The 22,287-nt window shown below is 66.9% G+C and carries 18 protein-coding genes and 2 pseudogenes; 16 read left to right on the top strand and 4 right to left on the bottom strand.

The genetic code is table 11. The annotated features are described in order from the left end of the window. The first annotated feature begins 335 nt into the window (after nt 1-335). The 8 genes and pseudogenes from ACFPU0_RS29170 to ACFPU0_RS29135 all read left to right on the top strand — a co-directional run bounded on the left by ACFPU0_RS29170 (nt 336) and on the right by ACFPU0_RS29135 (nt 9,325). A complete protein-coding gene (locus tag ACFPU0_RS29170) occupies nt 336-2,141 on the top strand; it encodes a phenylacyl-CoA dehydrogenase (protein ID WP_377696781.1) in 1,806 nt (601 codons plus the stop codon). Nucleotides 2,142-2,319: 178 nt separating this feature from the next. After that, a complete protein-coding gene (locus ACFPU0_RS29165; RefSeq protein ID WP_377696780.1) occupies nt 2,320-4,113 on the top strand; it encodes an acyl-CoA dehydrogenase C-terminal domain-containing protein in 1,794 nt (597 codons plus the stop codon). 184 nt (nt 4,114-4,297) lie between these two features. Next, nucleotides 4,298-6,076, top strand: a complete 1,779-nt coding sequence (locus ACFPU0_RS29160) for an acyl-CoA dehydrogenase C-terminal domain-containing protein (RefSeq protein ID WP_377696779.1) — start codon at nt 4,298-4,300, stop codon at nt 6,074-6,076. A 137-nt stretch (nt 6,077-6,213) separates the two neighbouring features. Beyond that, nucleotides 6,214-7,404 (top strand): saccharopine dehydrogenase family protein, encoded by a 1,191-nt coding sequence (locus tag ACFPU0_RS29155; RefSeq protein ID WP_377696778.1) that lies wholly within the window; start codon nt 6,214-6,216, stop codon nt 7,402-7,404. Next, entirely contained in the window at nt 7,401-7,871 is a 471-nt protein-coding gene (locus ACFPU0_RS29150) for a DUF2269 family protein (RefSeq protein ID WP_377696777.1), read from the top strand. The genes ACFPU0_RS29155 and ACFPU0_RS29150 overlap by 4 nt, the downstream gene beginning before the upstream one ends. 4 nt (nt 7,872-7,875) lie before the next feature. Then, nucleotides 7,876-8,253, top strand: coding sequence for a DoxX-like family protein (locus tag ACFPU0_RS29145; RefSeq protein WP_377696776.1), 378 nt, complete (start codon nt 7,876-7,878; stop codon nt 8,251-8,253). Nucleotides 8,254-8,436: 183 nt separating this feature from the next. Continuing rightward, nucleotides 8,437-8,877, top strand: a pseudogene (locus tag ACFPU0_RS29140) (MOSC domain-containing protein); the annotation flags it as partial. A gap of 67 nt (nt 8,878-8,944) precedes the next feature. Then, nucleotides 8,945-9,325 (top strand): 3-alpha domain-containing protein, encoded by a 381-nt coding sequence (locus tag ACFPU0_RS29135; protein ID WP_377696832.1) that lies wholly within the window; start codon nt 8,945-8,947, stop codon nt 9,323-9,325. 143 nt (nt 9,326-9,468) lie between these two features. Here the strand turns inward: ACFPU0_RS29135 and ACFPU0_RS29130 are convergent, their stop codons facing one another. Next, nucleotides 9,469-10,263: a carbon-nitrogen hydrolase family protein gene (locus ACFPU0_RS29130; RefSeq protein ID WP_377696775.1), complete on the bottom strand. Its 795-nt coding sequence runs from the start codon at nt 10,261-10,263 to the stop codon at nt 9,469-9,471. Nucleotides 10,264-10,266: 3 nt separating this feature from the next. Then, entirely contained in the window at nt 10,267-11,949 is a 1,683-nt protein-coding gene (locus tag ACFPU0_RS29125; RefSeq protein ID WP_377696774.1) for a flavin monoamine oxidase family protein, read from the bottom strand. A gap of 586 nt (nt 11,950-12,535) precedes the next feature. Between ACFPU0_RS29125 and ACFPU0_RS29120 the strand changes: the two genes are divergently transcribed. From ACFPU0_RS29120 to ACFPU0_RS29095, 6 genes and pseudogenes are all read left to right on the top strand, one after another. Then, nucleotides 12,536-14,164 (top strand): APC family permease, encoded by a 1,629-nt coding sequence (locus ACFPU0_RS29120; RefSeq protein ID WP_377696773.1) that lies wholly within the window; start codon nt 12,536-12,538, stop codon nt 14,162-14,164. 24 nt (nt 14,165-14,188) lie between these two features. Further along, nucleotides 14,189-15,202, top strand: a complete 1,014-nt coding sequence (locus tag ACFPU0_RS29115; RefSeq protein WP_377696772.1) for an Ldh family oxidoreductase — start codon at nt 14,189-14,191, stop codon at nt 15,200-15,202. 74 nt (nt 15,203-15,276) lie between these two features. Then, a pseudogene (locus ACFPU0_RS29110) lies at nt 15,277-15,465 on the top strand (hypothetical protein); the annotation flags it as partial. Beyond that, the gene (locus ACFPU0_RS29105; RefSeq protein ID WP_377696771.1) at nt 15,462-16,409 is read left to right on the top strand and encodes a dihydrodipicolinate synthase family protein; all 948 of its coding nucleotides are present in this window, start codon (nt 15,462-15,464) and stop codon (nt 16,407-16,409) included. The pseudogene ACFPU0_RS29110 and the gene ACFPU0_RS29105, both read left to right, overlap by 4 nt. 70 nt (nt 16,410-16,479) lie before the next feature. Next, on the top strand, nt 16,480-18,057 hold the full coding sequence (locus ACFPU0_RS29100; protein WP_377696770.1) for an aldehyde dehydrogenase (NADP(+)): 1,578 nt from the start codon (nt 16,480-16,482) through the stop codon (nt 18,055-18,057). A 4-nt stretch (nt 18,058-18,061) separates the two neighbouring features. Next, nucleotides 18,062-19,342: an NAD(P)/FAD-dependent oxidoreductase gene (locus ACFPU0_RS29095; protein ID WP_377696769.1), complete on the top strand. Its 1,281-nt coding sequence runs from the start codon at nt 18,062-18,064 to the stop codon at nt 19,340-19,342. Nucleotides 19,343-19,501: 159 nt separating this feature from the next. Here the strand turns inward: ACFPU0_RS29095 and ACFPU0_RS29090 are convergent, their stop codons facing one another. Further along, nucleotides 19,502-19,972, bottom strand: coding sequence for an Lrp/AsnC family transcriptional regulator (locus ACFPU0_RS29090; RefSeq protein ID WP_377696768.1), 471 nt, complete (start codon nt 19,970-19,972; stop codon nt 19,502-19,504). 180 nt (nt 19,973-20,152) lie between these two features. Here ACFPU0_RS29090 and ACFPU0_RS29085 point away from each other — a divergent pair, with 180 nt between their 5' ends. Next, entirely contained in the window at nt 20,153-20,602 is a 450-nt protein-coding gene (locus tag ACFPU0_RS29085) for a hypothetical protein (RefSeq protein ID WP_377696767.1), read from the top strand. A 1-nt stretch (nt 20,603) separates the two neighbouring features. Here the strand turns inward: ACFPU0_RS29085 and ACFPU0_RS29080 are convergent, their stop codons facing one another. Then, on the bottom strand, nt 20,604-21,716 hold the full coding sequence (locus ACFPU0_RS29080; RefSeq protein ID WP_377696766.1) for a CapA family protein: 1,113 nt from the start codon (nt 21,714-21,716) through the stop codon (nt 20,604-20,606). 277 nt (nt 21,717-21,993) lie between these two features. Between ACFPU0_RS29080 and ACFPU0_RS29075 the strand changes: the two genes are divergently transcribed. Next, nucleotides 21,994-22,251 carry a DUF2790 domain-containing protein gene (locus tag ACFPU0_RS29075; protein ID WP_377696765.1) on the top strand — a complete coding sequence of 86 codons (258 nt, stop codon included), beginning with the start codon at nt 21,994-21,996 and terminating at the stop codon, nt 22,249-22,251. Nucleotides 22,252-22,287: the final 36 nt, after the last annotated feature.

Genomic DNA, 22,287 nt, shown 5'->3' with positions numbered 1-22,287 from the left:
GTCAAGGGATCTGGACCTCCGACGCCCGCCCGGCTCCCTGATCGGCCCCGCGCCTGACCCCACCAGGCCGCCCGGCCCCTTTCATCCCAGTTCCCCGCGCCTGCGTCCGGGCCGGCGCTATACCGCTTTTTCTTGATCTTTACTGTCTGAAGGCAGGGCCGCCGGCTGCCTGCCAGGGACGTGACCGGCCGGTCGGGCGGAGCGCTTGACAGGGCATTGGCATAAACGTATGTTTCAAACGCCTGTTTGATTGCTTCTGCAATCACCACCACATGCCGCAAGCGACCGGCGCTCCGGTCAGCTGAACCAGGAACCCACTGCAGAGGTTTACCGCTATGCCTGATTACAAGGCCCCCTTGCGTGATATTCGTTTCGTTCGCGACGAACTGCTCGGCTACGAAGCGCACTATCAGAGCCTGCCTGGCTGCCAGGACGCCACCCCGGACATGGTCAACGCCATCCTCGAAGAGGGCGCCAAGTTCTGCGAGCAGGTGATCGCTCCGCTGAATCGTGTGGGTGATACCGAGGGCTGCACCTGGAGCGAATCCGGTGTGAAGACCCCGACCGGCTTCAAGGAAGCCTACAAGCAGTTCGTCGAAGGCGGCTGGCCGAGCCTGGCCCATGACGTCGACCACGGCGGCCAGGGCCTGCCGGAATCCCTCGGCCTGGCCATCAGCGAGATGGTCGGCGAGGCCAACTGGGCCTGGGGCATGTACCCCGGCCTGTCCCATGGCGCGATGAACACCCTGTCCGCCCACGGCACCGACGAGCAGAAGCACACCTACCTGACCAAGCTGGTATCCGGCGAGTGGACCGGCACCATGTGCCTGACCGAGCCGCACTGCGGTACCGACCTGGGCATGCTGCGCACCAAGGCCGAGCCCCAGGCCGACGGTTCCTACAAGGTTTCCGGCACCAAGATCTTCATCTCCGCCGGTGAGCACGACATGGCCGACAATATCGTCCATATCGTGCTGGCCCGCCTGCCCGACGCCCCCGCCGGCACCAAGGGCATCTCCCTGTTCATCGTGCCGAAGTTCCTGCCGGCCGCCGACGGTTCCGTTGGCGAGCGCAACGCCGTTTCCTGCGGCTCCATCGAACACAAGATGGGCATCCACGGCAACGCCACCTGCGTGATGAACTTCGACGGCGCCACCGGCTTCCTGATCGGCCCGGCGAACAAGGGCCTGAACTGCATGTTCACCTTCATGAACACCGCTCGCCTGGGTACCGCGCTGCAAGGCCTGGCCCACGCCGAGATCGGTTTCCAGGGTGGCATCAAGTACGCCCGCGAGCGTCTGCAGATGCGTTCCCTGACCGGCCCGAAAGCCCCGGACAAGGCGGCCGACCCGATCATCGTCCACCCGGACGTGCGCCGCATGCTGCTGACCATGAAGGCCTTCGCCGAAGGCAACCGCGCCATGGTCTACTTCACCGCCAAGCAGGTGGACATCGTCAAGTACAGCCAGGACGAAGAGCAGAAGAAAGCCGCAGATTCGCTGCTGGCCTTCCTGACCCCCATCGCCAAGGCCTTCATGACCGAAGTGGGCTTCGAGTCCGCTTCCCACGGCATGCAGATCTACGGCGGCCACGGCTTCATCAGCGAGTGGGGCATGGAGCAGAACCTGCGCGACTGCCGTATCTCCATGATGTACGAAGGCACCACCGGCGTTCAGGCCCTCGATCTGCTGGGCCGCAAGATCCTGATGACCCAGGGCGAGGCGCTCAAGGGTTTCACCAAGATCGTGCACAAGTTCTGCCAGGCCAACGAAGCCAACGAAGCCGTCAAGGAGTTCGTCGAGCCCCTGGCCAAGCTGAACAAGGAATGGGGCGAGCTGACCATGAAGGTCGGCATGGCCGCCATGAAGGACCGCGAGGAAGTCGGTGCCGCTTCGGTGGACTACCTGATGTACTCCGGCTACGCCTGCCTGGCCTATTTCTGGGCCGACATGGCGCGCCTGGCCGCCGAGAAGCTGGCTGCCGGCGAAGGCGACGCCGCCTTCTACAAGGCCAAGCTGCAGACCGCGCGCTTCTACTTCAAGCGCATCCTGCCGCGTACCCGCACCCATGTGGAAACCATGCTGTCCGGCGCCAGCAACCTGATGGACCTGGCCGAAGAAGACTTCGCCCTGGGCTACTGAGGTCAAGGCGCTACAGAAGGAGCCCGCCATCCGGCGGGCTTTTTCATGGGCGTTCGACCGGGCCGGTTATGGCGTTCCATTCAGGCGGCGCAGCCTGATTGTCGGGGGGAGGAGGGCGCAGTAGCGTCTGGGGATCGACAGGCGCCGATAGTGCCGCCCCTTTCACGGAGAACCTGCCATGCCCGAGTACAAGGCCCCTCTGCGCGACATCCGCTTCCTCATCGGCGAAGTCTTCGATTATCCGGCCAGCTACGCGGCCCTGGGTGCCAGCGACGCTACCCCGGACATGGTCGACGCCATCCTCGAAGAGGGCGCCAAGTTCTGCGAACAGGTGCTCTCGCCGATCAACCGATCCGGCGATGAAGAGGAGTGCCAGTGGCACGACGGCGTGGTGACCACGCCCAAGGGCTTCAAGGAAGCCTTCGCCCAGTACGTCGAAGGCGGCTGGAACGGCCTGGCGGCGGACCCGGCCTATGGCGGCCAGGGCCTGCCCCATTCCCTCGGCCTGATCGTCAGCGAGATGGTCGCCTCGGCCAACCAGTCCTGGGCCATGTACCCCGGCCTGACCCACGGCGCCATGTCGGCCATCCATGCCCACGGCAGCGAAGAACAGAAGCGGACCTACCTGACCCGCCTCACCGAAGGTCGCTGGACCGGCACCATGTGCCTCACCGAGCCCCATTGCGGCACCGACCTCGGCATCATCAAGACCCGTGCCGTGCCCCAGGCCGACGGCAGCTACGCGATCTCCGGCACCAAGATCTTCATCTCCGCCGGCGAGCACGACATGAGCGAGAACATCGTCCACCTGGTGCTGGCCAAGCTGCCCGATGCTCCGGCGGGCACCAGGGGCATCTCCCTGTTCATCGTGCCCAAGTTCCTTCCGCGAGCCGAGGGCATCGGCGAACGCAACGCGGTGGCCTGCGGCTCCATCGAGCACAAGATGGGCATCAAGGCTTCGGCCACCTGCGTGATGAACTTCGACGGCGCCAAGGGCTTCCTCATCGGCGAGCCGAACAAGGGCCTGAACTGCATGTTCACCATGATGAACCACGCCCGCCTCGGCACCGGCATGCAGGGCCTGTGCCTCGGCGAGGCCAGCTACCAGGGCGCCGTGCGCTATGCCAACGACCGCCTGCAGATGCGCGCCCTCACCGGGCCCAAGGCGCCGGACAAGCCCGCCGACCCGATTATCGTGCACCCCGATGTGCGCCGCATGCTGCTGACCATGAAGGCCTTCAACGAGGGCAATCGCGCCCTGGCCTATTTCACCGCGCAGCAGCTGGACATCGCCCATCGCGCCGAAGATGCGGCCGCCCGCGAGGAAGCGGAGAACCTGCTGGCCTTCCTAACCCCCATCTGCAAGGCCTTCATGACCGAGACCGGGCTGGAAGCCACCAACCTCGGCATGCAGGTGTTCGGCGGCCACGGCTACATCCGCGAATGGGGCATGGAACAGCTGGTGCGTGACTGCCGCATCGCCCCCATCTACGAAGGCACCAATGGCATCCAGGCCCTCGACCTGCTCGGCCGCAAGGTGCTGGGCAGCCAGGGCAAGCTGTTGCGCGGCTTCACCCGGCTGATCCACAAGTTCTGCCAGGCCCAGGCCGAGCACCCGTGCCTCAAGGCCCAGGTGGCGGAACTGGCGCGCCTCAACCAGCAGTGGGGCGAGCTGACCCGGAAAGTCGGCCTGGCTGCCATGAAGAACCCGGACGAGGTGGGCGCCGCGGCCCTGGATTACCTCATGTATTCCGGCTACATCACCCTGGCCTTCTTCTGGCTGCGCATGGCCGTGGTGGCCGAAGGCAAGCTACGGGACGGCGCGGGCGACAGCGCCTACTACCAGACCAAGCTGGCCACCTGCGACTTCTACTTCAAGCGCCTGCTGCCGCGTACCGAAGCCCACCGGGCGGCGGTGGAGGCGGGCAGCGATTGCCTGATGCAGCTGCCGGCGGAGAACTTCGCGCTCTGACGCCGACGGACGGCTCGAGGCCCGCCTGGTGCGGGCCTTTTCGTTTGCTGATGGCGGTGACTGAAGTCGACTGTGTGGTCACTAAGTGGCGCTATGTCTCCAAAAAGTTGTTCATGTACACTGCCGGCCACTTCCGTGAAACCGGCCGCCCTTGGCCACCTGTGAGTGTTTGCGAGGTTTGCACATGGCTGACTACAAAGCGCCCCTGCGCGATATGCGCTTCGTCCTCAATGAAGTCTTCGAGGTTGCCAAGCTCTGGGCGGAACTGCCGGCCCTGGCTGAAGTGGTCGACGCCGATACCGCCTCCGCCATCCTCGAAGAAGCCGGCAAGGTCACCAGCGGCGTGATCGCCCCGCTGAACCGCAGTGGCGACGAAGAAGGTTGCCAGTGGAAGGACGGTGCCGTGAGCACGCCGGCCGGTTTCCCCGAGGCCTACAGGACCTATGCCGAAGGCGGCTGGGTTGGCGTGGGGGGTGATCCCGTCTTCGGCGGCATGGGCATGCCCAAGGTGATCTCCGCCCAGGTGGAGGAAATGGTCAACGCCGCCAACCTCTCCTTCGGCCTCTACCCCATGCTGACCGCCGGCGCCTGCCTGTCGATCAACGCCCATGCCAGCGAAGAGCTGAAGGAAAAGTACCTGCCGAACATGTACGCGGGTGTCTGGGCCGGCTCCATGTGCCTGACCGAACCCCATGCCGGCACCGACCTCGGCATCATCCGCACCAGGGCCGAACCCCAGGCCGACGGCAGCTTCAAGATCACCGGCACCAAGATCTTCATCACCGGCGGCGAGCACGACCTGACCGAGAACATCATCCACCTGGTGCTGGCCAAGCTGCCGGATGCCCCGGCTGGCCCGAAAGGCATCTCCCTGTTCCTGGTGCCCAAGGTGATGGTCAACGCCGACGGTTCCCTGGGCCAGCAGAACGCCGTTTCCTGCGGCTCCATCGAGCACAAGATGGGCATCAAGGCCTCGGCCACCTGCGTGATGAACTTCGATGGCGCCACCGGCTGGATAGTCGACGCCCCGAACAAGGGCCTGGCCGCGATGTTCACCATGATGAACTACGAGCGCCTGGGCGTCGGTATCCAGGGCCTTGCCTCCGGCGAGCGTTCCTACCAGAGCGCCGTGGAATACGCCCGCGAGCGTATCCAGAGCCGCGCCGCGACCGGCCCGGTGGCCAAGGACAAGGCGGCCGATCCGATCATCGTCCACCCCGACGTGCGCCGCATGCTGCTGACCATGAAGGCGGCCAACGAAGGCGGCCGTGCCTTCTCCACCTACGTCGCCATGCAACTGGACACCGCCAAGTACAGCGAAGACCCGGTCGTCCGCAAGCGTGCGGAAGAGCTGGTCGCCCTGCTGACCCCGGTGGCCAAGGCCTTCCTCACCGACCTCGGCCTGGAAACCACCGTCCACGGCCAGCAGGTCTTCGGCGGCCACGGCTTCATCCGCGAGTGGGGCCAGGAGCAACTGGTGCGTGACGTGCGCATCACCCAGATCTACGAAGGCACCAACGGCATCCAGGCCCTGGACCTGATGGGACGCAAGGTGGTGGGCAGCGGCGGCGCCTTCTACAAGCACTTCTCTGACGAGATCAAGGCCTTCGTGGGCGGCGCCTCCGCCGAGCTGGCCGAATTCACCGGGCCGCTGAAGGCCGCCATCGACAACCTCGACGAGCTCACCGCCTGGGTGCTGGACCGCGCGCAGAACGACCCGAACGAGATCGGTGCCGCCTCGGTGGAATACCTCCATGCGTTCGGCTACACCGCCTACGCCTACATGTGGGCGCTGATGGTTCGCGCCGCGCTGGGCAAGGAAGGCCAGGACGACTTCTACGCCAGCAAGCTCGGCACCGCGCGTTTCTACTTCGCCCGCCTGCTGCCGCGTATCCACTCCCTGACCGCCTCGGTCAAGGCCGGCAGCGAGTCGCTCTACCTGCTGGACGCCGCGCAGTTCTAAGCGCTCTTGCGCAGCACGAAGCCCCGCAGATGCGGGGCTTCGTCTTTCAAGGCCGCGAGCATGGGCGCCTGTAGGGATAGCGCGTTTCTATCCACCTTCGTGGCCAGGCCAGGCGCCCGATGGTGGATCGGAAAAGCGTGATCCACCCTACGGATATCCGTTACCTGGATTACCATGTGCCACCACACAAGGAGGTCGGATTCATGGCGCGGGTGCTGATTCTGGGGGGCTACGGTAATTTCGGTAAACGTATCGCCGAGAACCTGGGCAAGGCCCATCCAGGGCTGGAGCTGCTGATCGCCGGGCGCAGCCTGGGGCGTGCGGAAAGGCTTTGTGCCGAACTGCAGCCCATCGGCGCGGCCGGCACCCTTTTCCAGCCCGTGCGGCTGGATATCGACTCGCCCGCTTTCCCTGATGAGTTGGCCGCCCTCGGGCCGTCTGTCGTCATCCACACCAGCGGCCCCTTCCAGGGGCAGGACTACCGTGTTCCCCGCGCCTGCATCCAGGCCGGTGCCCACTGCATCGACCTGGCCGATGGCCGCCGCTATGTCTGCGATATCCGCAGCCTGGATATCGAGGCCAGGGCGCGCGGGGTGCTGGTAGTCAGTGGCGCCAGCTCGGTGCCGGGGCTTTCGTCCACCGTGATCGACCACTTCCGTGGCGAGTTCTCCCGCCTGGACGCCATCGACTTCGCCATCGCTCCCGGCAACAAGGCCGAGGTGGGCGAGGCCACTCTCAAGGGCATTCTCAGCTACACGGGCCATCCCTTTCCCGTCCTGGCGAACGGCCGCTGGCAGGAGCGTCGTGGCTGGATGGACGCGCGCCGCGTCGACTTCGGCGGGCCGGTAGGACGGCGCTGGCTGGCCAATATCGACATCCCCGACCTGGAGCTATTCCCCGAACGCTATGCCAGCGTACGCAGCGTGAAATTCCAGGCCGGCCTTGAGCTGCCGCTGCTGCACCACTGCATGGTGGCCATGGCTGCCCTGGCCAGGGTCGGCCTGGTGGCCGACTGGTCGTCCTGGGCGGCTCCCATGCTCAAGGCGCGGCAGCCGTTGATGGCCTTCGGAACGGACATCGGCGGCATGCGTATCGAGCTCACGGGGGCGGGGCGGGACTTTCGACCCAAACGCCTGGTCTGGAACCTCTACGCGGAGAACGGCATCGGGCCCTGCATCCCGACCCTCTCGGCCATCATCCTCGCCGGCAAGCTGCTGCGCGGCGAGCTGGCCGAGCGCGGTGCGCTGCCTTGTCTCGGCCTGTTCAGCCTGGCGGACTTCGATGCCGAGGCTGCACCCCTCGGCATCTATCACCGAGTCAGTCCATGAATGCCTACCTGCTGCTGAAATTCTTCCATGTGCTGGGCGCCACCGTGCTGATCGGTACAGGTGCCGGTATAGCGTTCTTCATGTTGCTGGCTTCCCGAAGCGGTGATCCGCGCCTGATGGCAGGCACCGCGCGGCTGGTGGTGGTCGCGGACTGGCTGTTCACTGCACCGGCCGTGCTGCTGCAGTTCGGTACCGGCATTGCGCTGATGGAGGTCACTGGTTACCGCTACGGCTCACCCTGGTTTCTCGCGGCGCTGGCGCTTTTCCTCTTCATCGGCGCCTGCTGGTTGCCGGTGGTGGTGATCCAGTACCGCCTGCGCCGGGCGGCCGCCGCCATGGTCGCCGGCGCGCCGGACGGCGAGCTGCGCAAGTGGATGGGGCGCTGGACGGCCCTGGGCATTCCGGCCTTCAGCGCCATCCTGCTGTTGCTCTGGCTGATGGTGGCCAAGCCGCTGTCCGTGGTCTGACGCGATGAGTGCCTGGACCATTGCCCGCTTCGCCCTGGTCTTTCTCTGGCTGGCCACGGCAGTGGTCTCGGTCACCAGCGGCCGGCAGGTCGGCTACGACATCCTCTCCAGTGGTGGCGTCGAGGGCGCCCTGGCCGATCTCTGCGTCTACGGCGGCGCGGCGCTGGACCTGTTCCTGGGGCTATGGCTGCTCAGCGGCAGGGCAGCGGTGGCCTGCCTGCGGGTGCAGGGCGCGGTGGTTCTGCTCTACAGCCTGTTGCTGAGCCTGATCGACCCGAGCTACTGGGGCCACCCGTTCGGGCCGCTGACCAAGAATCTGCCAGTGCTGGCGCTGATTCTGCTGCTACACCAGCGGCAGACCGATCTTCCTGGGCGCGGCTAGTTGCCCTGTCCGTTGGTGCCATAAGTAATCCCAGACTAATCACCAAATCGTGTAAGCAAAGGCTTACAGATTCTGGTGTCTTTGGCTCCTTCCGGGCCCCGGTGGCCAGGGCTAATCTGCACACCATTGGATGTCGCGCAGGAAGCGCACTGAAGAACAGGGATACACCGGATTTCCGCCAGGATGGCGGTCGGATCAGGGATGTCGGAATTACAGTCTGCAAAGCCCCGCCTCGGCGGGGTTTTCTTTTTCCGCGCCAACGTTGCCGCTCTACAACAGCACTTCCTTCGGCCCCGCCACCCCTTCCAGCAGCGAGCGCAAGAGCTCCAGGGTCTGGGCAGCGACGAACAGGGCGACCCGCGCTTCCATGGCGGCCCCGAGCGCGCCCTCCACCACTATCCGGCGGAGCACTACCGTTATTGGCGCAAGCAATTCCGTCACCTGGACTGGGAGGCGCCAAGCTTCGGCGAGAATCTGTCCACCTACGGCCTGACCGAAGACCAGGTGTGCATCGGCGACACCTTCCGCTGGGGCCAGGTCTTCATCCAGGTCAGCCAGCCGCGCTCGCCCTGTTATCGCCTGAGCCGGCGCTGGGGCATTCCCGAGCTGCCCGAACAGGTGCAGGAGAGCGGTCGCTGCGGCTGGTTCTATCGGGTGATCCGTCCCGGCTTCGTCAGCCCCGGGGGACAGCCTGGAGCTGATCCGGCGCAGTTATCCGGGCCTGACCGTCGCCCATGCTATCCAGAGCTTCTTCCACTACCCGCTGGAACACGCCGGCCTGCAGCAGTTGCAGCAGTGCGAGGCGCTGTCCGGTCGCTGGCGCGATACCGCTGCCCGCCGTCTGGCCAGCGGCCAGGTGGAGGACTGGAGCTCCCGCCTGCAGTGCCACCTGGAAAGCACGCCGGAAAGCATCGAGGCGATGCTGGAAGCCTGCGCGGCGGACCTGGAGCAGCCAGGCTCGGTGGAGGACGCGGCGGCCATCCGCGATGGTTTTCCCCATTGCAGTGCCCTGGCGCCAACGCTGTTCCGCCTGCTGGATTACCTCACCGGGCCGCACGCGGCGTTGACCTGATTTTTCCCTTCATGCTTTGGGACTCCGGGGGCTTGTAGGGGCGAATTTATTCGCCAAGGGCAGCGAAGCTGCCCCAAAACATTGCAAGGCAGCCCTTCGGTCTGCTTGGCGAATGAATTCGCCCCTACAGGATTTCAGCCCAACTACAGCAGCGGGCCGTACAGCTCCTTCCGCCGATCCTGCAGGTAGGTGATGCTGCGGCGCGAAGCCTCCAGCTTGGCCCGACTGAGGTCTGCGAAAGCCAGGGTTTCCTCGCGGCCACACACGGCGGCCAGGCTGCCATCCGGCGCGCTGACGCTGGAGAGGCCGCAATAGCGGATCTCGCCCTCGCCGCCGCAGTAGTTGGCGTAGGCCAGGTAGCACTGGTTCTCGAAGGCGCGGGCGCGCACCAGCACCTCGCAGACGAAGTCGTAGGGTTCCATGTTGGCGGTCGGCACCAGCACCAGGTCGGCACCGGCCAGGGCCAGGCGGCGCACGTTCTCCGGGAACTCCACGTCGTAGCAGATCAGCATCCCCAGCTTCCAGCCGTTCAGTTCCAGCAGCGGATAATCGTCGCCGCCGGCGCTGAACATGCTGTTGTCCAGTTCGCCGAAGAGGTGGGTCTTGCGGTAGTTGCCGAGGCGTTCACCTCGGGCATCCACCAGTTGCACCGAGTTGAAGATGGCACCCTCGGCGCTCCGCTCGGGGTAGCCATAGAGGATGGCGATGCCGTTCTCGCGGGCGATTTCGGCCACCCGCGCGGCCCAAGGGCCGTCACGGGGCTCGGCCAGGGCGCTGACCGCGTCCAGGCCGATGTTGTAGCCGCTGAGGTACATCTCCGGCGTGGCCAGCAGGGCCGCGCCGCGCCGGGCCGCCTCGGCCGCCCGCTGGCGCAGGCGTTCGAGGTTGGCCGCGGGTTCCAGCGGCAGCGGTGGGCACTGGTAAAGAGCGATGCGCATGGCTCAGTCCGGCAGGGCGATGGGGCCGAGTTCGGCGAACAGGTCGCCGGGGCCGGGGTTCTCGGCCGGGGTGTGGCCGCCGAAGTGCTTCATGATGCCCCAGACCGCGTTGAGCGAGGTCTGCACCGCGCCTTCCACCCAGGCCGGGGTCCAGGACACATCGTCACCGGCGATGAAGATGCCGCGCTGCTCGGCGGGCATCTCGTCCTGCATGAAGTGCGCGTACATCCGCTGGTTGTAGCGGTAGTGGCCCGGCAGCGCGCCCTTGAAGGCGCCGAGGAAGTGCGGGTCGGATTCCCAGGAGATGGTGATCGGGTCGCCGATGATGTGGCCGGCGATGTCCACGTCCGGGTAGATCTTCTTCAGCGCGTCGAGGGCCAGCTTCACGCGTTTTTCCACCGGGTGCGGCAGCATCTTCAGCGCATCGCTCATCCAGGAGTAGGACAGGCAGATGACCCCCGGCTTGTCGTCGCCGTTGTCGAACAGGTAGGTGCCGCGGGTGAGGCGGTCGGTCAGGGTCATGCTCAGGGTGTCGCGGCCAGTCTGCGGATTCTTGTCCTTCCAGAAGGGCCGGTCGACCATCACGAAGGTCTTCGACGACTGCATGTAGCGGGTACGGTCCAGGGCCATCCACATCTTCTGCGAGAAGAGCGATTCTTCGCACTCGATCTGGGTGGTCAGCAGCCAGCTCTGGCAGGTGGCGAGCACTGCCGCGTAGTGGCGGGTATCGCCCCAGTTGTCGGTCACCGCGATACGGCCGTCAGCAGCGCGGGCGATGCGCTTCACGCCGGGGCGCGCCGCGCCGTTGTGCAGGGACGCCAGGCTGGTGCCGGCCGGCCAGTGCACGCATTTTTTCGGGGCGTGGCGCCAGATGCCCATGGGCACCTGCTGCACGCCGCCGACGATCAGGTGCTGGTTATCGTCGCAGGCGGTCATCACCACGCGGAAGATTTCCAGCATCGAGTTGGGGAAGTCCGAGTCCCAGCCACCGGTGCCGAAGCCCACCTGGCCGAACACCTCGCGGTGGTGGAAGGACAGCTTGGCGAAGGCCTTGGAGCTGGCCACGAAGTCGTAGAAGGTGCGGTCGTCCCACAGCGGCACCAGGGTGTTCCACAGCTCTTTCAGGCGCTTCACGTCGCGGTCGCGGATGGCCTGCTGGATGTCGCCGAAGCGGGCGCCGTCCTCCAGGGCATCGGCCCAGGCGTCGGCCACTTCCTGGAACAGCGCCGGCAGGTCGGACAGCTTCTCGGCGTAGTAGGTCTTGCCCTCGATATCGATCACCGTGCTGCCCGAGGCCGGGGTCAGCGGGTTGGGGAAGGGCTGGGTCTTGAGGCCGAGCATGTCCACGTAGTGGTAGAAGGCGGTGGAGGACGCCGGGAAGCGCATGCCGCCCAGCTCGGCGGTGATGCCGTCAGTGCCTTCGAAAGTCTGCGAGCGCAGGCGCCCGCCCATCTTCGAGGCTTCGTACACCACGGGCTTCAAGCCCATCTTCATCAGCTCGTAGGCAGCCACCAGGCCGGCGATGCCGGCACCGACTATCGCCACCTCGGCACCATGATGCGCGGCAGGAATGCTGCCCAGGCCCGCCGGATGCTGGATCCAGTCATCGAAGGCGAAAGGGAAGTCCGGACCGAAGATGGTGATGGGTTTCTTGCCGTCGGCGGGGTGGCGATCGTTGTTGTTCATGATGGACCTTGATGGCGGTGAGAGGAGCTGCCGATAGCGGGCAGCGGTGGAGCCATTCTAGGGAGCGCCGATTTCGTCTTTAAGATGCAGAGTGTCGTCATTTGGATTGTTGATGATACGAAATGACGAAAAATAAGAGCGTAATGACGAACCTGAGTCATCCCATTCCTTTTCCAGCCTAGCCGGCGAGGCAGGAAACCGCAGGAGCGAGCCCTGCTCGCGAAGGGGCGGCGCTCGCTCCCTGTGCAGAGTTCGGCAAGCGCGCTACGCGACATCATTCCCATCCCCCCTGAGGCTGATTGGCAATGCCCTCACCGGAAGCTCGCTCCAGAGCTTGCGGCCTGTGTAGGGCAGGCCGGAGCCAAGGTCCGTATGCGCCCGGCAATCATCCTTGCTGTGCTGATTTCGTCATCCTGAGTGGGGGAATGGATCAAGCGCGGTGGCCCGCCGACCGTCCACTCTATGGCCAGCGCCCAGGCCGATAACCCAAGGAAAAAGCACTCGCCAGGGGCCGCATCGCTACGCCGATCGTGGCCTCGAATGGCAACCCACCAGCCCATCCAAAAACGCACAAGAAGGCTACGCCATGTCCGGAAAATTCAAGAAGCAACTCTCGTTGATGGACCTGACCTTTATCGGCCTGGGGGCCATCTTCGGCTCCGGCTGGCTGTTCGCCGCCAGCCACGTCTCCGCCATCGCCGGCCCGGCGGGGATCGTCTCCTGGTTCCTCGGCGGGTTCGCCGTGCTGCTGCTCGGCATCATCTACTGCGAGCTGGGCGCGGCGCTGCCACGTGCCGGCGGCGTGGTGCGTTATCCGGTGTTCTCCCACGGCCCGCTGCTGGGCTACCTGATGGGGTTCATCACCCTGATCGCCTTCTCCAGCCTGGTGGCGATCGAAGTGGTCGCCTCCCGCCAATACGCGGCGGCCTGGTTCCCGGGGCTGACCGAGGCGGGCTCCAGTGATCCGACGATCCTCGGCTGGCTCGTGCAGTTCGGCCTGCTGTGCCTGTTCTTCTGGCTCAACTACCGCAGCGTCAAGACCTTCGCCAGGGCCAACAACCTGGTCAGCGTGTTCAAGTTCATCGTGCCCCTGCTGGTGATCGGCGTGCTGTTCTCCTTCTTCAAACCGGAGAACTTCACGGTCCAGGGCTTCGCGCCCTTCGGCCTCTCGGGCATCGAGATGGCGGTCTCCGCAGGCGGGATCATCTTCGCCTACCTGGGGCTCACGCCGATCATCTCGGTGGCCAGCGAAGTGAAGAACCCGCAACGCACCATACCAATCGCGCTGATCCTCTCGGTCCTGCTCTCCACCGCCATCTACGTACTGCTGCAACTGGCCTTCCTCGGCGCCGTGCCCACGGAATTGCTGGCCAACGGCTGGGCCGGGATCTCCAGGGAGTTCGCCCTGCCGTACCGGGACATCGCCCTGGTGCTCGGCGTGGGCTGGCTGGCCTACCTGGTGGTGGCCGATGCGGTGGTCTCACCCAGCGGCTGCGGCAACATCTACATGAACGCCACCCCCCGGGTCGTCTACGGCTGGGCGCAGACCGGCACCTTCTTCAGGATCTTCACCCGCATCGACGAGAAGTCCGGCATCCCGCGTCCGGCGCTCTGGCTGACCTTCGCCCTGTCGGTGTTCTGGACCCTGCCGTTCCCGTCCTGGGAGGCCCTGATCAACGTGGTGTCGGCCGCGCTGGTACTGAGCTACGCCGTGGCACCGGTGACCGTCGCCGCCCTGCGTCGCAACGCCCCCGGCATGCCGCGTCCGTTCCGGGTCAGGGGCATGGGCGTGATGGGGCCGCTGTCCTTCGTCATCGCCGCGCTGATCGTCTACTGGTCGGGCTGGGGCACCGTGTCCTGGCTGCTGAGCCTGCAGATCCTGATGTTCGTGATCTACCTGCTGTGCCGACGCTTCGTGCCCACCGAGCACCTGAGCCTGGCCCAGCAGGTGCGCTCGTCCGCCTGGCTGATCGGCTTCTACCTCATCACCCTCCTGCTTTCCTGGCTCGGCAGTTTCGGTGGCCTGGGCGTGCTCGGCCACCCGTTCGACACCCTCGCCGTGGCTGCCTGTGCGACGGCGATCTACTACTGGGGCGCGGCGACGGGCGTACCGGCCGAGCTGATCATCCTGAGTGGCGAGGATGAAAGCGAGGAGGGTGCCGACACCGACGCGGGTCTGCATCCGGCGGCGGTCCACAGCCAGGCCTCGTCCTGATATCCAGCGAGAAGGAGTACGGATATGAGCGATCTCATCAACCTCAGCCTCGACCAGGTCCATGCACTCGCGATGCGCGCACTGACCCGCAACGGCATGGGCGAGGATCACGCCCGGGCCATCGCCGACACCATCACCCGGGGGCAGCGCGACGAGTGCCACTCCCACGGCCTCTACCGCGTGCTGGTGTGCGTGCATTCGCTGCGTTCCGGCAAGGTCGATCCGTTGGCCCGGCCGACGGTGAGCCGGCCCGCGCCCTCCATCGTCAGCGTCGACGCCCACCGGGGTTACTCGCTGCTGGCGTTCCAGACCGGGCTGCCGCTGCTGGTGGAGCAGGCCCGCGAGCTGGGCGTCGCCGCCCTGGCGATCCGCAACTGCTTCCACTTCTCCGCGCTCTGGCCGGAAGTCGAGGCCATCGCCGCCGAGGGGCTGGTCGGCCTGGCCATGACGCCCAGCCACGCCTGGGTGGCGCCGGAGGGCGGCAGCAAGGGTGTGTTCGGCACCAACCCGCTGGCGTTCGCCTGGCCGCGGAAAGGGCGTGAGCCCTTCGTCTTCGATTTCGCCACCAGCGCGATTGCGCGAGGCGATATCGAACTGCACGCCCGCCAGGACAAACCCATCCCCCTGGGCTGGGGCCTGGATGCCGAGGGTGCGCCCACCACCGATGCGCATGCCGCACTGGCGGGGGCCATGCAGACCTTCGGCGGGCACAAGGGCTCGGCGCTCGCCGCCATGATCGAACTGCTGGCCGGCGCGCTGATCGGTGACATGACCAGCGCCGAATCCCTGGCATTCGATGCCGGCGCCGGTGCGACGCCCTGCCACGGCGAGCTGCTGCTGGCCTTCGACCCAGCGCGTTTCCTCGGGAGTGCGGTGGAGGAGGGCCAGCGGCGCGCCGAACAGCTGTTCGCCGCCATCACCGACCAGGGCGCACGCCTTCCTTCGCAGCGCCGCTTCGCCGCACGCAAGCGCAGCGAGCGTGAGGGCGTCTGGGTAGCGCAGGCCCTGCTGGACGACATCGAGCGGCTGATGGCCTAGCGGCCCGCCCGCATCCCGAACCTCTTCCCGGCCACTGAATGGATCAGCCCATGCAGCGTGTACATGTCATCGATTCCCACACCGGAAGCCGGCTCGAGGGCCGCTACGAACGGGACGGCGAGCGCATCCGCCCCTTCATCACCGGCCGTGCCCATCTGACCGCCGACAGCACCCTGCTGATCGACGAGCAAAACCCCTTCGCGTTGGGCATCCGAGCCCCACGCGCCCTCTCCATTCCCCTGCACCAAGGAGCAGAACAATGAACGACAGCATCTTCAACGGTTGCATTCCCGCCCTGATGACCCCCTGCACCGCCGAGCGCGAGCCGGACTTCGACGCCCTGGTCGCCAAGGGCCGCGAACTGGTCGATCTCGGCATGAGCGCGGTGGTCTACTGCGGCTCCATGGGGGACTGGCCGCTGCTTACCGAAGCCCAGCGCCAGGAAGGCGTGGCACGTCTGGTGAAGGCCGGCGTACCCACCATCGTCGGCACCGGCGCGGTCAGCACCCGCGAGGCGGTTTCCCATGCCGCGCACGCCGCCAAGGTGGGCGCCCACGGCCTCATGGTGATCCCGCGCCTGCTCTCCCGCGCCGCCTCGCCCGCCGCGCAGAAGGCCCACTTCTCCGCCGTGCTCGGCGCCGCCCCCACGCTGCCGGCGGTGATCTACAACAGCCCCTACTACAGCTTCTCCACCCGCGCCGACCTGTTCTTCGAACTTCGCCGCCAGTTCTCCAACCTGATCGGCTTCAAGGAATTCGGCGGCGCCGCCGACATGCGCTACGCGGCCGAGCACATCACCTCCCGGGACGACGAGGTGATCCTCATGGCCGGCGTGGATACCCAGGTGTTCCACGGCTACGTCAACTGCAACGCCACCGGCACCATCACCGGCATCGGCAACGTGCTGCCGCGCGAGGTGCTGCAGCTGGTGGCGCTGAGCCGGCAGGCCGCCAGGGGCGATACCCGCGCGCGCCGCCTCGCCCTGGAGCTGAGCGCGGCGCTGGACGTGCTGTCGTCCTTCGACGAGGGCTGCGACCTGGTGCTCTTCTACAAGTACCTGATGGTGCTCAACGGCGACCGGGAGTACAGCCTGCACTTCAACGAGACCGATGTGCTCAGCGATTCCCAGCGCCGCTACGCCGAGCAGCAGTACGCGCTGTTCCGCCAGTGGTACGCCAACTGGTCGGCGGAGCTGAACATCGCCTGACCCAGCCCGGCTCCCCTGCGGAACGTCCCCGTTCCGCAGGGGAGCGCACCTCGTACATCAAGGAAGCACCATGACACTCACAGGCAACATGCTGATCGGCCGGCAGGCCGTAACCGGTAGCCGCGAGGCGATCCGGGCCATCGACCCCGCCACCGGCACCCCGCTGGAACCCGCCTATCCCGGGGGCAGCGAAGCCCAGGTGGAACAGGCCTGCGCCCTGGCCTGGGCCGCCTTCGCCGGCTACCGGGAAACCTCCTTGGCGGCGCGCGCCGGATTCCTCGAAACCATCGCCGATGAAATCGAAGCGCTGGGCGATGCCCTGATCCAGCGCGCCATGGCCGAAACCGGGCTGCCGCAGCCGCGTATCCAGGGCGAGCGCGGGCGCACCTGCCAGCAGCTGCGCACCTTCGCCCGCACCGTCCGCGCGGGCGAATGGCTGGATGTACGGGTCGACACGGCCCTGCCGGAACGCCAGCCCCTGGCGCGCCCGGACCTGCGTCAGCGCCAGGTTCCCCTGGGGCCCGTGGCGGTGTTCGGCGCCAGCAACTTCCCCCTGGCCTTCTCCGTCGCCGGCGGCGACACCGCCTCGGCACTGGCGGCCGGCTGCCCCGTAGTGGTCAAGGCCCACGGTGCCCATCCCGGCACCAGCGAACTGGTGGGGCGTGCCGTGGCCCGCGCGGCTGAACGCTGCGCAATGCCCGAAGGCGTGTTTTCGCTGCTGTTCGGCTCCGGCCGCGAAGTGGGCATCGCCCTGGTCAGCGACCCACGCATCAAGGCCGTCGGCTTCACCGGCTCGCGCAGCGGCGGCCTGGCCCTGTGCCGGGCGGCCCAGGCCCGGCCGGAGCCGATCCCGGTGTATGCGGAAATGAGTTCGATCAATCCGGTGTTCCTGTTCCCCGCCGCCCTGCAGGCACGTGGCGAAGCCCTGGCCCAGGGCTTCGTCGCGTCGCTGACCCAGGGCGCCGGCCAGTTCTGCACCAACCCGGGCCTGGTGATCGCCCGACAGGGCGCGGAGCTGGACGGCTTCATCGCGGCCGCTGCCGGGCAGCTGAAGCACTGCCCCGCGCAGACCATGCTCACCCCGGGCATCTTCGACGCCTTCGAGTCCGGCGTTGGCGCGCTGGCCCGGCATGCCGAGGTGCAAAGGGTGGCCACCGGGCTGCCGGGCGACGGCCCTAACCGTTGCCAGGCGCAACTGTTTGTCACCCGGGCGGAGACGTTCCTGGCCGACCCGGCGCTGCAGGCCGAAGTGTTCGGTGCGGCCTCGCTGATCGTGCAGTGTCGGGATGATCGGCAGGTCCGCGAGATCGCCGAGCATCTTGAAGGCCAGCTCACCGCGACCCTGCACCTGGACGAGGCGGATTTCGACGGCGCCGGGGCCTTGCTGCCGACCCTGGAACTCAAGGCCGGCCGCGTGCTTGTCAACGGCTGGCCAACGGGCGTCGAGGTGTGCGATGCCATGGTCCATGGCGGCCCGTTCCCGGCGACTTCGGACACACGCACCACTTCGGTCGGCACCGCCGCCATCCGGCGCTTCCTGCGCCCGGTCTGCTATCAGGGCTTCCCGGACGGCCTGCTGCCCGCTGTGCTCAGACAGGGCAACCCATTGCAGCTGCGCCGTCTGCTAGATGGCGAGAGGGAGGCCTAGCACCATGGCGAACGCACAGGTTCCGGACGCGCAGCGGCCCGAGGTGGATGTTGCGGTGGTCGGCGCCGGCATCATCGGTGTCGCCTGCGCCCTGCAACTGGCACGACAGGGCAGGCGCGTCCTGGTCATCGACCCGCAGGCTCCGGGGCAGGGCGCCTCGTTCGGCAACGCCGGGCACCTGGCGACCGAACAGGTCTTCCCGATTGCGGACCTGTCGATCCTCAAGCGTGTCCCGGCGATGCTCATGGACCCCATGGGCCCGCTGCACCTCGACTGGAAGTACCTGCCACGCTCCTTGCCCTGGTTCATGCGTTTGCTGCTCAGCCTGCGCCCGGTATCGTTCCAGCGCACCGTCGCCGGCCTTCGCGGGTTGAACGAAGCCAGCCTGGGTGCCTGGCAGCGGCTGCTGGAAACGATCGATCGTCCCGGTCTGCTGAAGGAAGACGGCTCCCTGCTGGTGTACGAGCGCGACGAGTCCCGCCAGGCACTCCAGGCGCTGCAGGCGCGCATCGGCGGGCAAGGCGTGCCGGTGGACTTCTGGGACGCCCGGGCCGTACAGGACGTCGCGCCCCAGTTGAGTGAGCGGATACGGGGCGGGCTGTTCTTTCCTCGTACCGGGCACTTCATCGACCCCTTCCGGGTGGTCTGCGAACTGGTGGAAGCCGCCAAGGGGATGGGCGTCCGGTTCCAGCGGCAGCGAGTGCTCGGTGGGCGCCTGCTCCCGCATGGCGTCGTGCTGGGCACGGAGGAGGGGAGTGTGCGGGCCCGCCAGGTGCTGATCGCCTGCGGCGCCCACTCGGCCGAGCTGACCTCCGGGCTGACCGGCAAGCGAGTGCCGCTGGATACCGAGCGCGGTTATCACCTGATGCTGCCCCACGAACACGGGCGGCTGCCGTTCGCCGTCACTTCGTTCGAGCGCAAGTTCATCATGACGCCGATGGCCGATGGGCTGCGCCTGGCCGGCACCGTCGAGTTCGCCGGCCTGGATCGACCGGCGAACATGGAGCGTGCCTGGCAGTTGCACCGCCTCAGCAAGGGCCTGTTCAGCCGCGACCTGAGTGCCGAGGCGGCGACACCCTGGATGGGCTTTCGGCCATCCCTGCCGGACTCGTTGCCGATCATCGACCGGGTGTGCGAGGGGCGGGTGTTGCTCGCCTTCGGCCACCAGCACCTGGGGTTGACCCAGGCCGCGATCACCGCCGAGCACATCGCCCAGTTGGCGATGATGGCGGGCCAGTCACCTGCGGTGCCAGGGCTTGAGGCATTCCGGCTGGAGCGTTTCTAAGAGAGGGGTGTGGGAGGAGGCGTTACGGTGGGTTTCGCTTCGCTCTGCCCACCCTGCGTAAAGTGAATGCCCGTAGGGTGCGCCGTGCGCACCGGATATTCAGACGCACCACGAGCCCGAACCGGCATGGAAGGTGGGGCGGCGCCCCGCCCGCTGTCTTCAGGTAGGCGCCAGCGGCTGCCCGCGATCGATCTTGCAGCTGAGGATGATCGAGGTGGTGGTCTTCTCCACGCCGTCGACGCTGCCGATCAGGTCCAGCAGTTCGTCGAGGCGTTCGGGGGAGTCGGCGCGCAGCCAGGCCACGTAGTCGAACTCGCCGCTCACCGTGCACAGCAGCTGCACCTCGGCCATGCCGGTCAGGCGGCGCAGCACGTCCTTGCCGCTGCGCGGCTTCACCGTGATGCCGACGTAGGCCTGCAACCCGCCGTCGGCCACGCGCTGGCCCAGGCGCACGCCGTAGCCGGTGATCACCTGGGCCTTCTCCAGACGCGCCAGGCGCGAGGTCACGGTGGTACGCGCGATGCCCAGCCGCCGCGCCAGCGTGGCCACGCTTTCCCGTGCATTGATCTGCAGGGCGGCGATCAGCTGGCGGTCGATTTCATCGAGAGCGGCGGGGTGCAGGTCGGACATGGGCAGGCTCGGCGCAGGGTAGTGCTATTTGGTTAGCGGGTGCGCAAGGCTACCTGAAGCGTACCCCTCGCGCCCACTGGTCGGCACCGCCGTCGTGGCGTCGAGTCCCGGTCCAGACTGAAGTCGACATGGCCGGCGACACGCCAGTCGAACCCATCTTCCTTCCGGGAGCCCGCTGCCATGAGCCCCATCGCATCCTGCCGCTGGACGCTGCTCGCCTCACTCGTCTGCCTGCCCGCCTTCGCCGAAACCGTGGTGCCGCTGCAGGGCCAGACGCAGCAACAGATCCAGCAGGACATCGCCAATTGCCAGGCCCAGGCCGGCAGTACCACGACCACCACCACCCCGCAGACCGGCGGCCGCGTTCGGGGCGCCGCCACGGGTGCCGTAGCGGGTGCCGCGGTCGCACAGTCGCGCAGCAACGATTACGACCGTGTCGGTGACGAGTTGCAGGAGGAGTACCGGCAGGAACGTGCCAAGGATGCCGCGGTGGCCGGTGCCGTGGTCGGCGGTTCGCGCCAGCGCCAGGAGCGCCGGCAGGACCGTCGCAACAACCAGCAGGCCAGTAGCACGGCTTCCTCGGCCTACACCAGTTGCCTGCAGCAGCGCGGCTACCAGGTATCGCCCTGAACTACCAGCTCAAGGCGAAGCTGTGCCCGTAGGAGGGCTGCACATGGCAGCCGCGATGGGCGCATTCCCGTTCCAGGGTCTCGAACAGCCAGCGTCGCTCATCGGTATCGGCGCGACCGAGCTGGAAGCGGCGGATATGGGTGGGCACCAGCTCCAGGGTGAGCAGGCGCCCGTCCGCGGCCAGGGTGGGGAAGTAGAGCAGGCCCAGGTCGCCATGGAACACGCCATAGTCCTGGATGCCTTCGTAGTCGTTCAACAGGTCGCCGCAGCCATAGAGGATCAGGTGCTCGCGGTACAGCTCCAGGCCCTTGATGTGGTGCGAGGAGTGTCCATGCACCAGGTCGACGCCGGCCTGGTCGATCAGGCCCCGGGCGAAGCGCTGCTGTTCCGGTGAAATCTCGAAGCCCCAGTTGCCGCCCCAGTGGATGGAGGCGATCACCCGGTCCCCGGGGGACTTGCAGGCGCGGATTCGCTGGGCCAGGCGGTCGAGGGTCTGCTGCGACAGGTCGGGCAGCCAGGCGACGCCCGAGCGTCGCCCGGTCGCCGCCCAACTGGCGGGCACGCCGCAGTCGGGGGTGCAGAGGCCGAATACCAGCAGCCGCGAGCCGTCGCGCAGGGGGATTGCGGCGGGCGCCTCCGCTGCCTGCCGGTCGCATCCGGCGCCGGTAACCTGCACGCCGCTGCGCGCCAGGGTCGCGAGGGTGTCCAGAAGTCCGGGGCGGCCCCAGTCCAGCACATGGTTGTTGGCCAGCACACAACAGTCGATGTCCGCCGCCCTGACCGCCGGGAAGTTGGCCGGATTCATCCGGTAGTTGATGCCCTTGGCTTCCGGCTGGCCGCGTCGGGTCACCGCGGTTTCCAGGTTGACCAGGCGCACCTGGGGCTGGCGCTGCCGGATTTCCGCCAGGGCGTCGCCCCAGATGTAGGCGTAGTCGACGGGACGGGGCAGGGGGCCATGGAGGCGCTCGGCCAGGCGCACATAGCCGCCGGCGTCCTTGAGGTAGGGCTCGTGCAGCCGCGGGTCGCCGGGATGCGGCAATACCGCGTCTATGCCCCGCGCGGTCATCAGGTCGCCGGCGAGAAACAGTTTGAGGCTCTGGGCAGCAGCGGGCATCGGCCACCTCCCGGGTATCAGCGACAGACTAATCCCGGGACGGGCCGTTTGGCAGCACCCTCGCCTGGCGGCCGTCGCCCGGTCCGGGAGCGATCGCCCCTCGGCCAGGCAGGGGGTAAACCCATCGGGCTGGTCGCGATTGTTGCGTCGTGCGCAAAGGCTCTTGCAGTGAAGTCATCTTTTTCGCGGGCCCGGCCTGGAGTCTCATTCACCCATCGGCCTGAACCGCATCGCCAGACGCTGCCAGGGCCTTCCAGAGCAAACCAGGAGTTCCACCATGAATCGCGCAATCACCACCAGCACCACCCTGCTGCTCGCCATCCTGGCCAGTGGCAGTGTCTTCGCCGCCAAATCTGCCGACGCCGTGCCCTACAGCTACGGCATGCCGCTGGATGTCGCCCGCGTCATCTCCATCGACGAACCGAGCCCGCTGACCTGTGAAACCGTGCAGGCGAAGATGACCTACGTCGATTCCAATGGCGAAGAGAAATCCGTCACCTACCTGAAGGAGTCCAGCGCCTGCGCCAACAGTTGATGCGGGCAACTCGCCCCAAGCGTTCGCATCGCGAAG

This window comes from Pseudomonas sp. GCM10022186, from assembly GCF_042656385.1.
Lineage (GTDB): Bacteria > Pseudomonadota > Gammaproteobacteria > Pseudomonadales > Pseudomonadaceae > Metapseudomonas.
Note: the sequence above shows the minus strand (reverse complement) of the source record. Positions and strands in the feature narration are given on the sequence as shown.

Excerpts from the sequence above, each read along its gene's own strand:
- ACFPU0_RS29170 (WP_377696781.1), top strand. The coding sequence starts at position 336 with ATGCCTGATTACAAGGCCCCCTTGCGTGATATTCGTTTCGTTCGCGAC.
- ACFPU0_RS29165 (WP_377696780.1), top strand. The coding sequence starts at position 2,320 with ATGCCCGAGTACAAGGCCCCTCTGCGCGACATCCGCTTCCTCATCGGC.
- ACFPU0_RS29160 (WP_377696779.1), top strand. The coding sequence starts at position 4,298 with ATGGCTGACTACAAAGCGCCCCTGCGCGATATGCGCTTCGTCCTCAAT.
- ACFPU0_RS29150 (WP_377696777.1), top strand. The coding sequence starts at position 7,401 with ATGAATGCCTACCTGCTGCTGAAATTCTTCCATGTGCTGGGCGCCACC.
- ACFPU0_RS29145 (WP_377696776.1), top strand. The coding sequence starts at position 7,876 with ATGAGTGCCTGGACCATTGCCCGCTTCGCCCTGGTCTTTCTCTGGCTG.
- ACFPU0_RS29130 (WP_377696775.1), bottom strand. The coding sequence starts at position 10,263 with ATGCGCATCGCTCTTTACCAGTGCCCACCGCTGCCGCTGGAACCCGCG.
- ACFPU0_RS29125 (WP_377696774.1), bottom strand. The coding sequence starts at position 11,949 with ATGAACAACAACGATCGCCACCCCGCCGACGGCAAGAAACCCATCACC.
- ACFPU0_RS29120 (WP_377696773.1), top strand. The coding sequence starts at position 12,536 with ATGTCCGGAAAATTCAAGAAGCAACTCTCGTTGATGGACCTGACCTTT.
- ACFPU0_RS29115 (WP_377696772.1), top strand. The coding sequence starts at position 14,189 with ATGAGCGATCTCATCAACCTCAGCCTCGACCAGGTCCATGCACTCGCG.
- ACFPU0_RS29105 (WP_377696771.1), top strand. The coding sequence starts at position 15,462 with ATGAACGACAGCATCTTCAACGGTTGCATTCCCGCCCTGATGACCCCC.
- ACFPU0_RS29100 (WP_377696770.1), top strand. The coding sequence starts at position 16,480 with ATGACACTCACAGGCAACATGCTGATCGGCCGGCAGGCCGTAACCGGT.
- ACFPU0_RS29095 (WP_377696769.1), top strand. The coding sequence starts at position 18,062 with ATGGCGAACGCACAGGTTCCGGACGCGCAGCGGCCCGAGGTGGATGTT.
- ACFPU0_RS29090 (WP_377696768.1), bottom strand. The coding sequence starts at position 19,972 with ATGTCCGACCTGCACCCCGCCGCTCTCGATGAAATCGACCGCCAGCTG.
- ACFPU0_RS29085 (WP_377696767.1), top strand. The coding sequence starts at position 20,153 with ATGAGCCCCATCGCATCCTGCCGCTGGACGCTGCTCGCCTCACTCGTC.
- ACFPU0_RS29080 (WP_377696766.1), bottom strand. The coding sequence starts at position 21,716 with ATGCCCGCTGCTGCCCAGAGCCTCAAACTGTTTCTCGCCGGCGACCTG.
- ACFPU0_RS29075 (WP_377696765.1), top strand. The coding sequence starts at position 21,994 with ATGAATCGCGCAATCACCACCAGCACCACCCTGCTGCTCGCCATCCTG.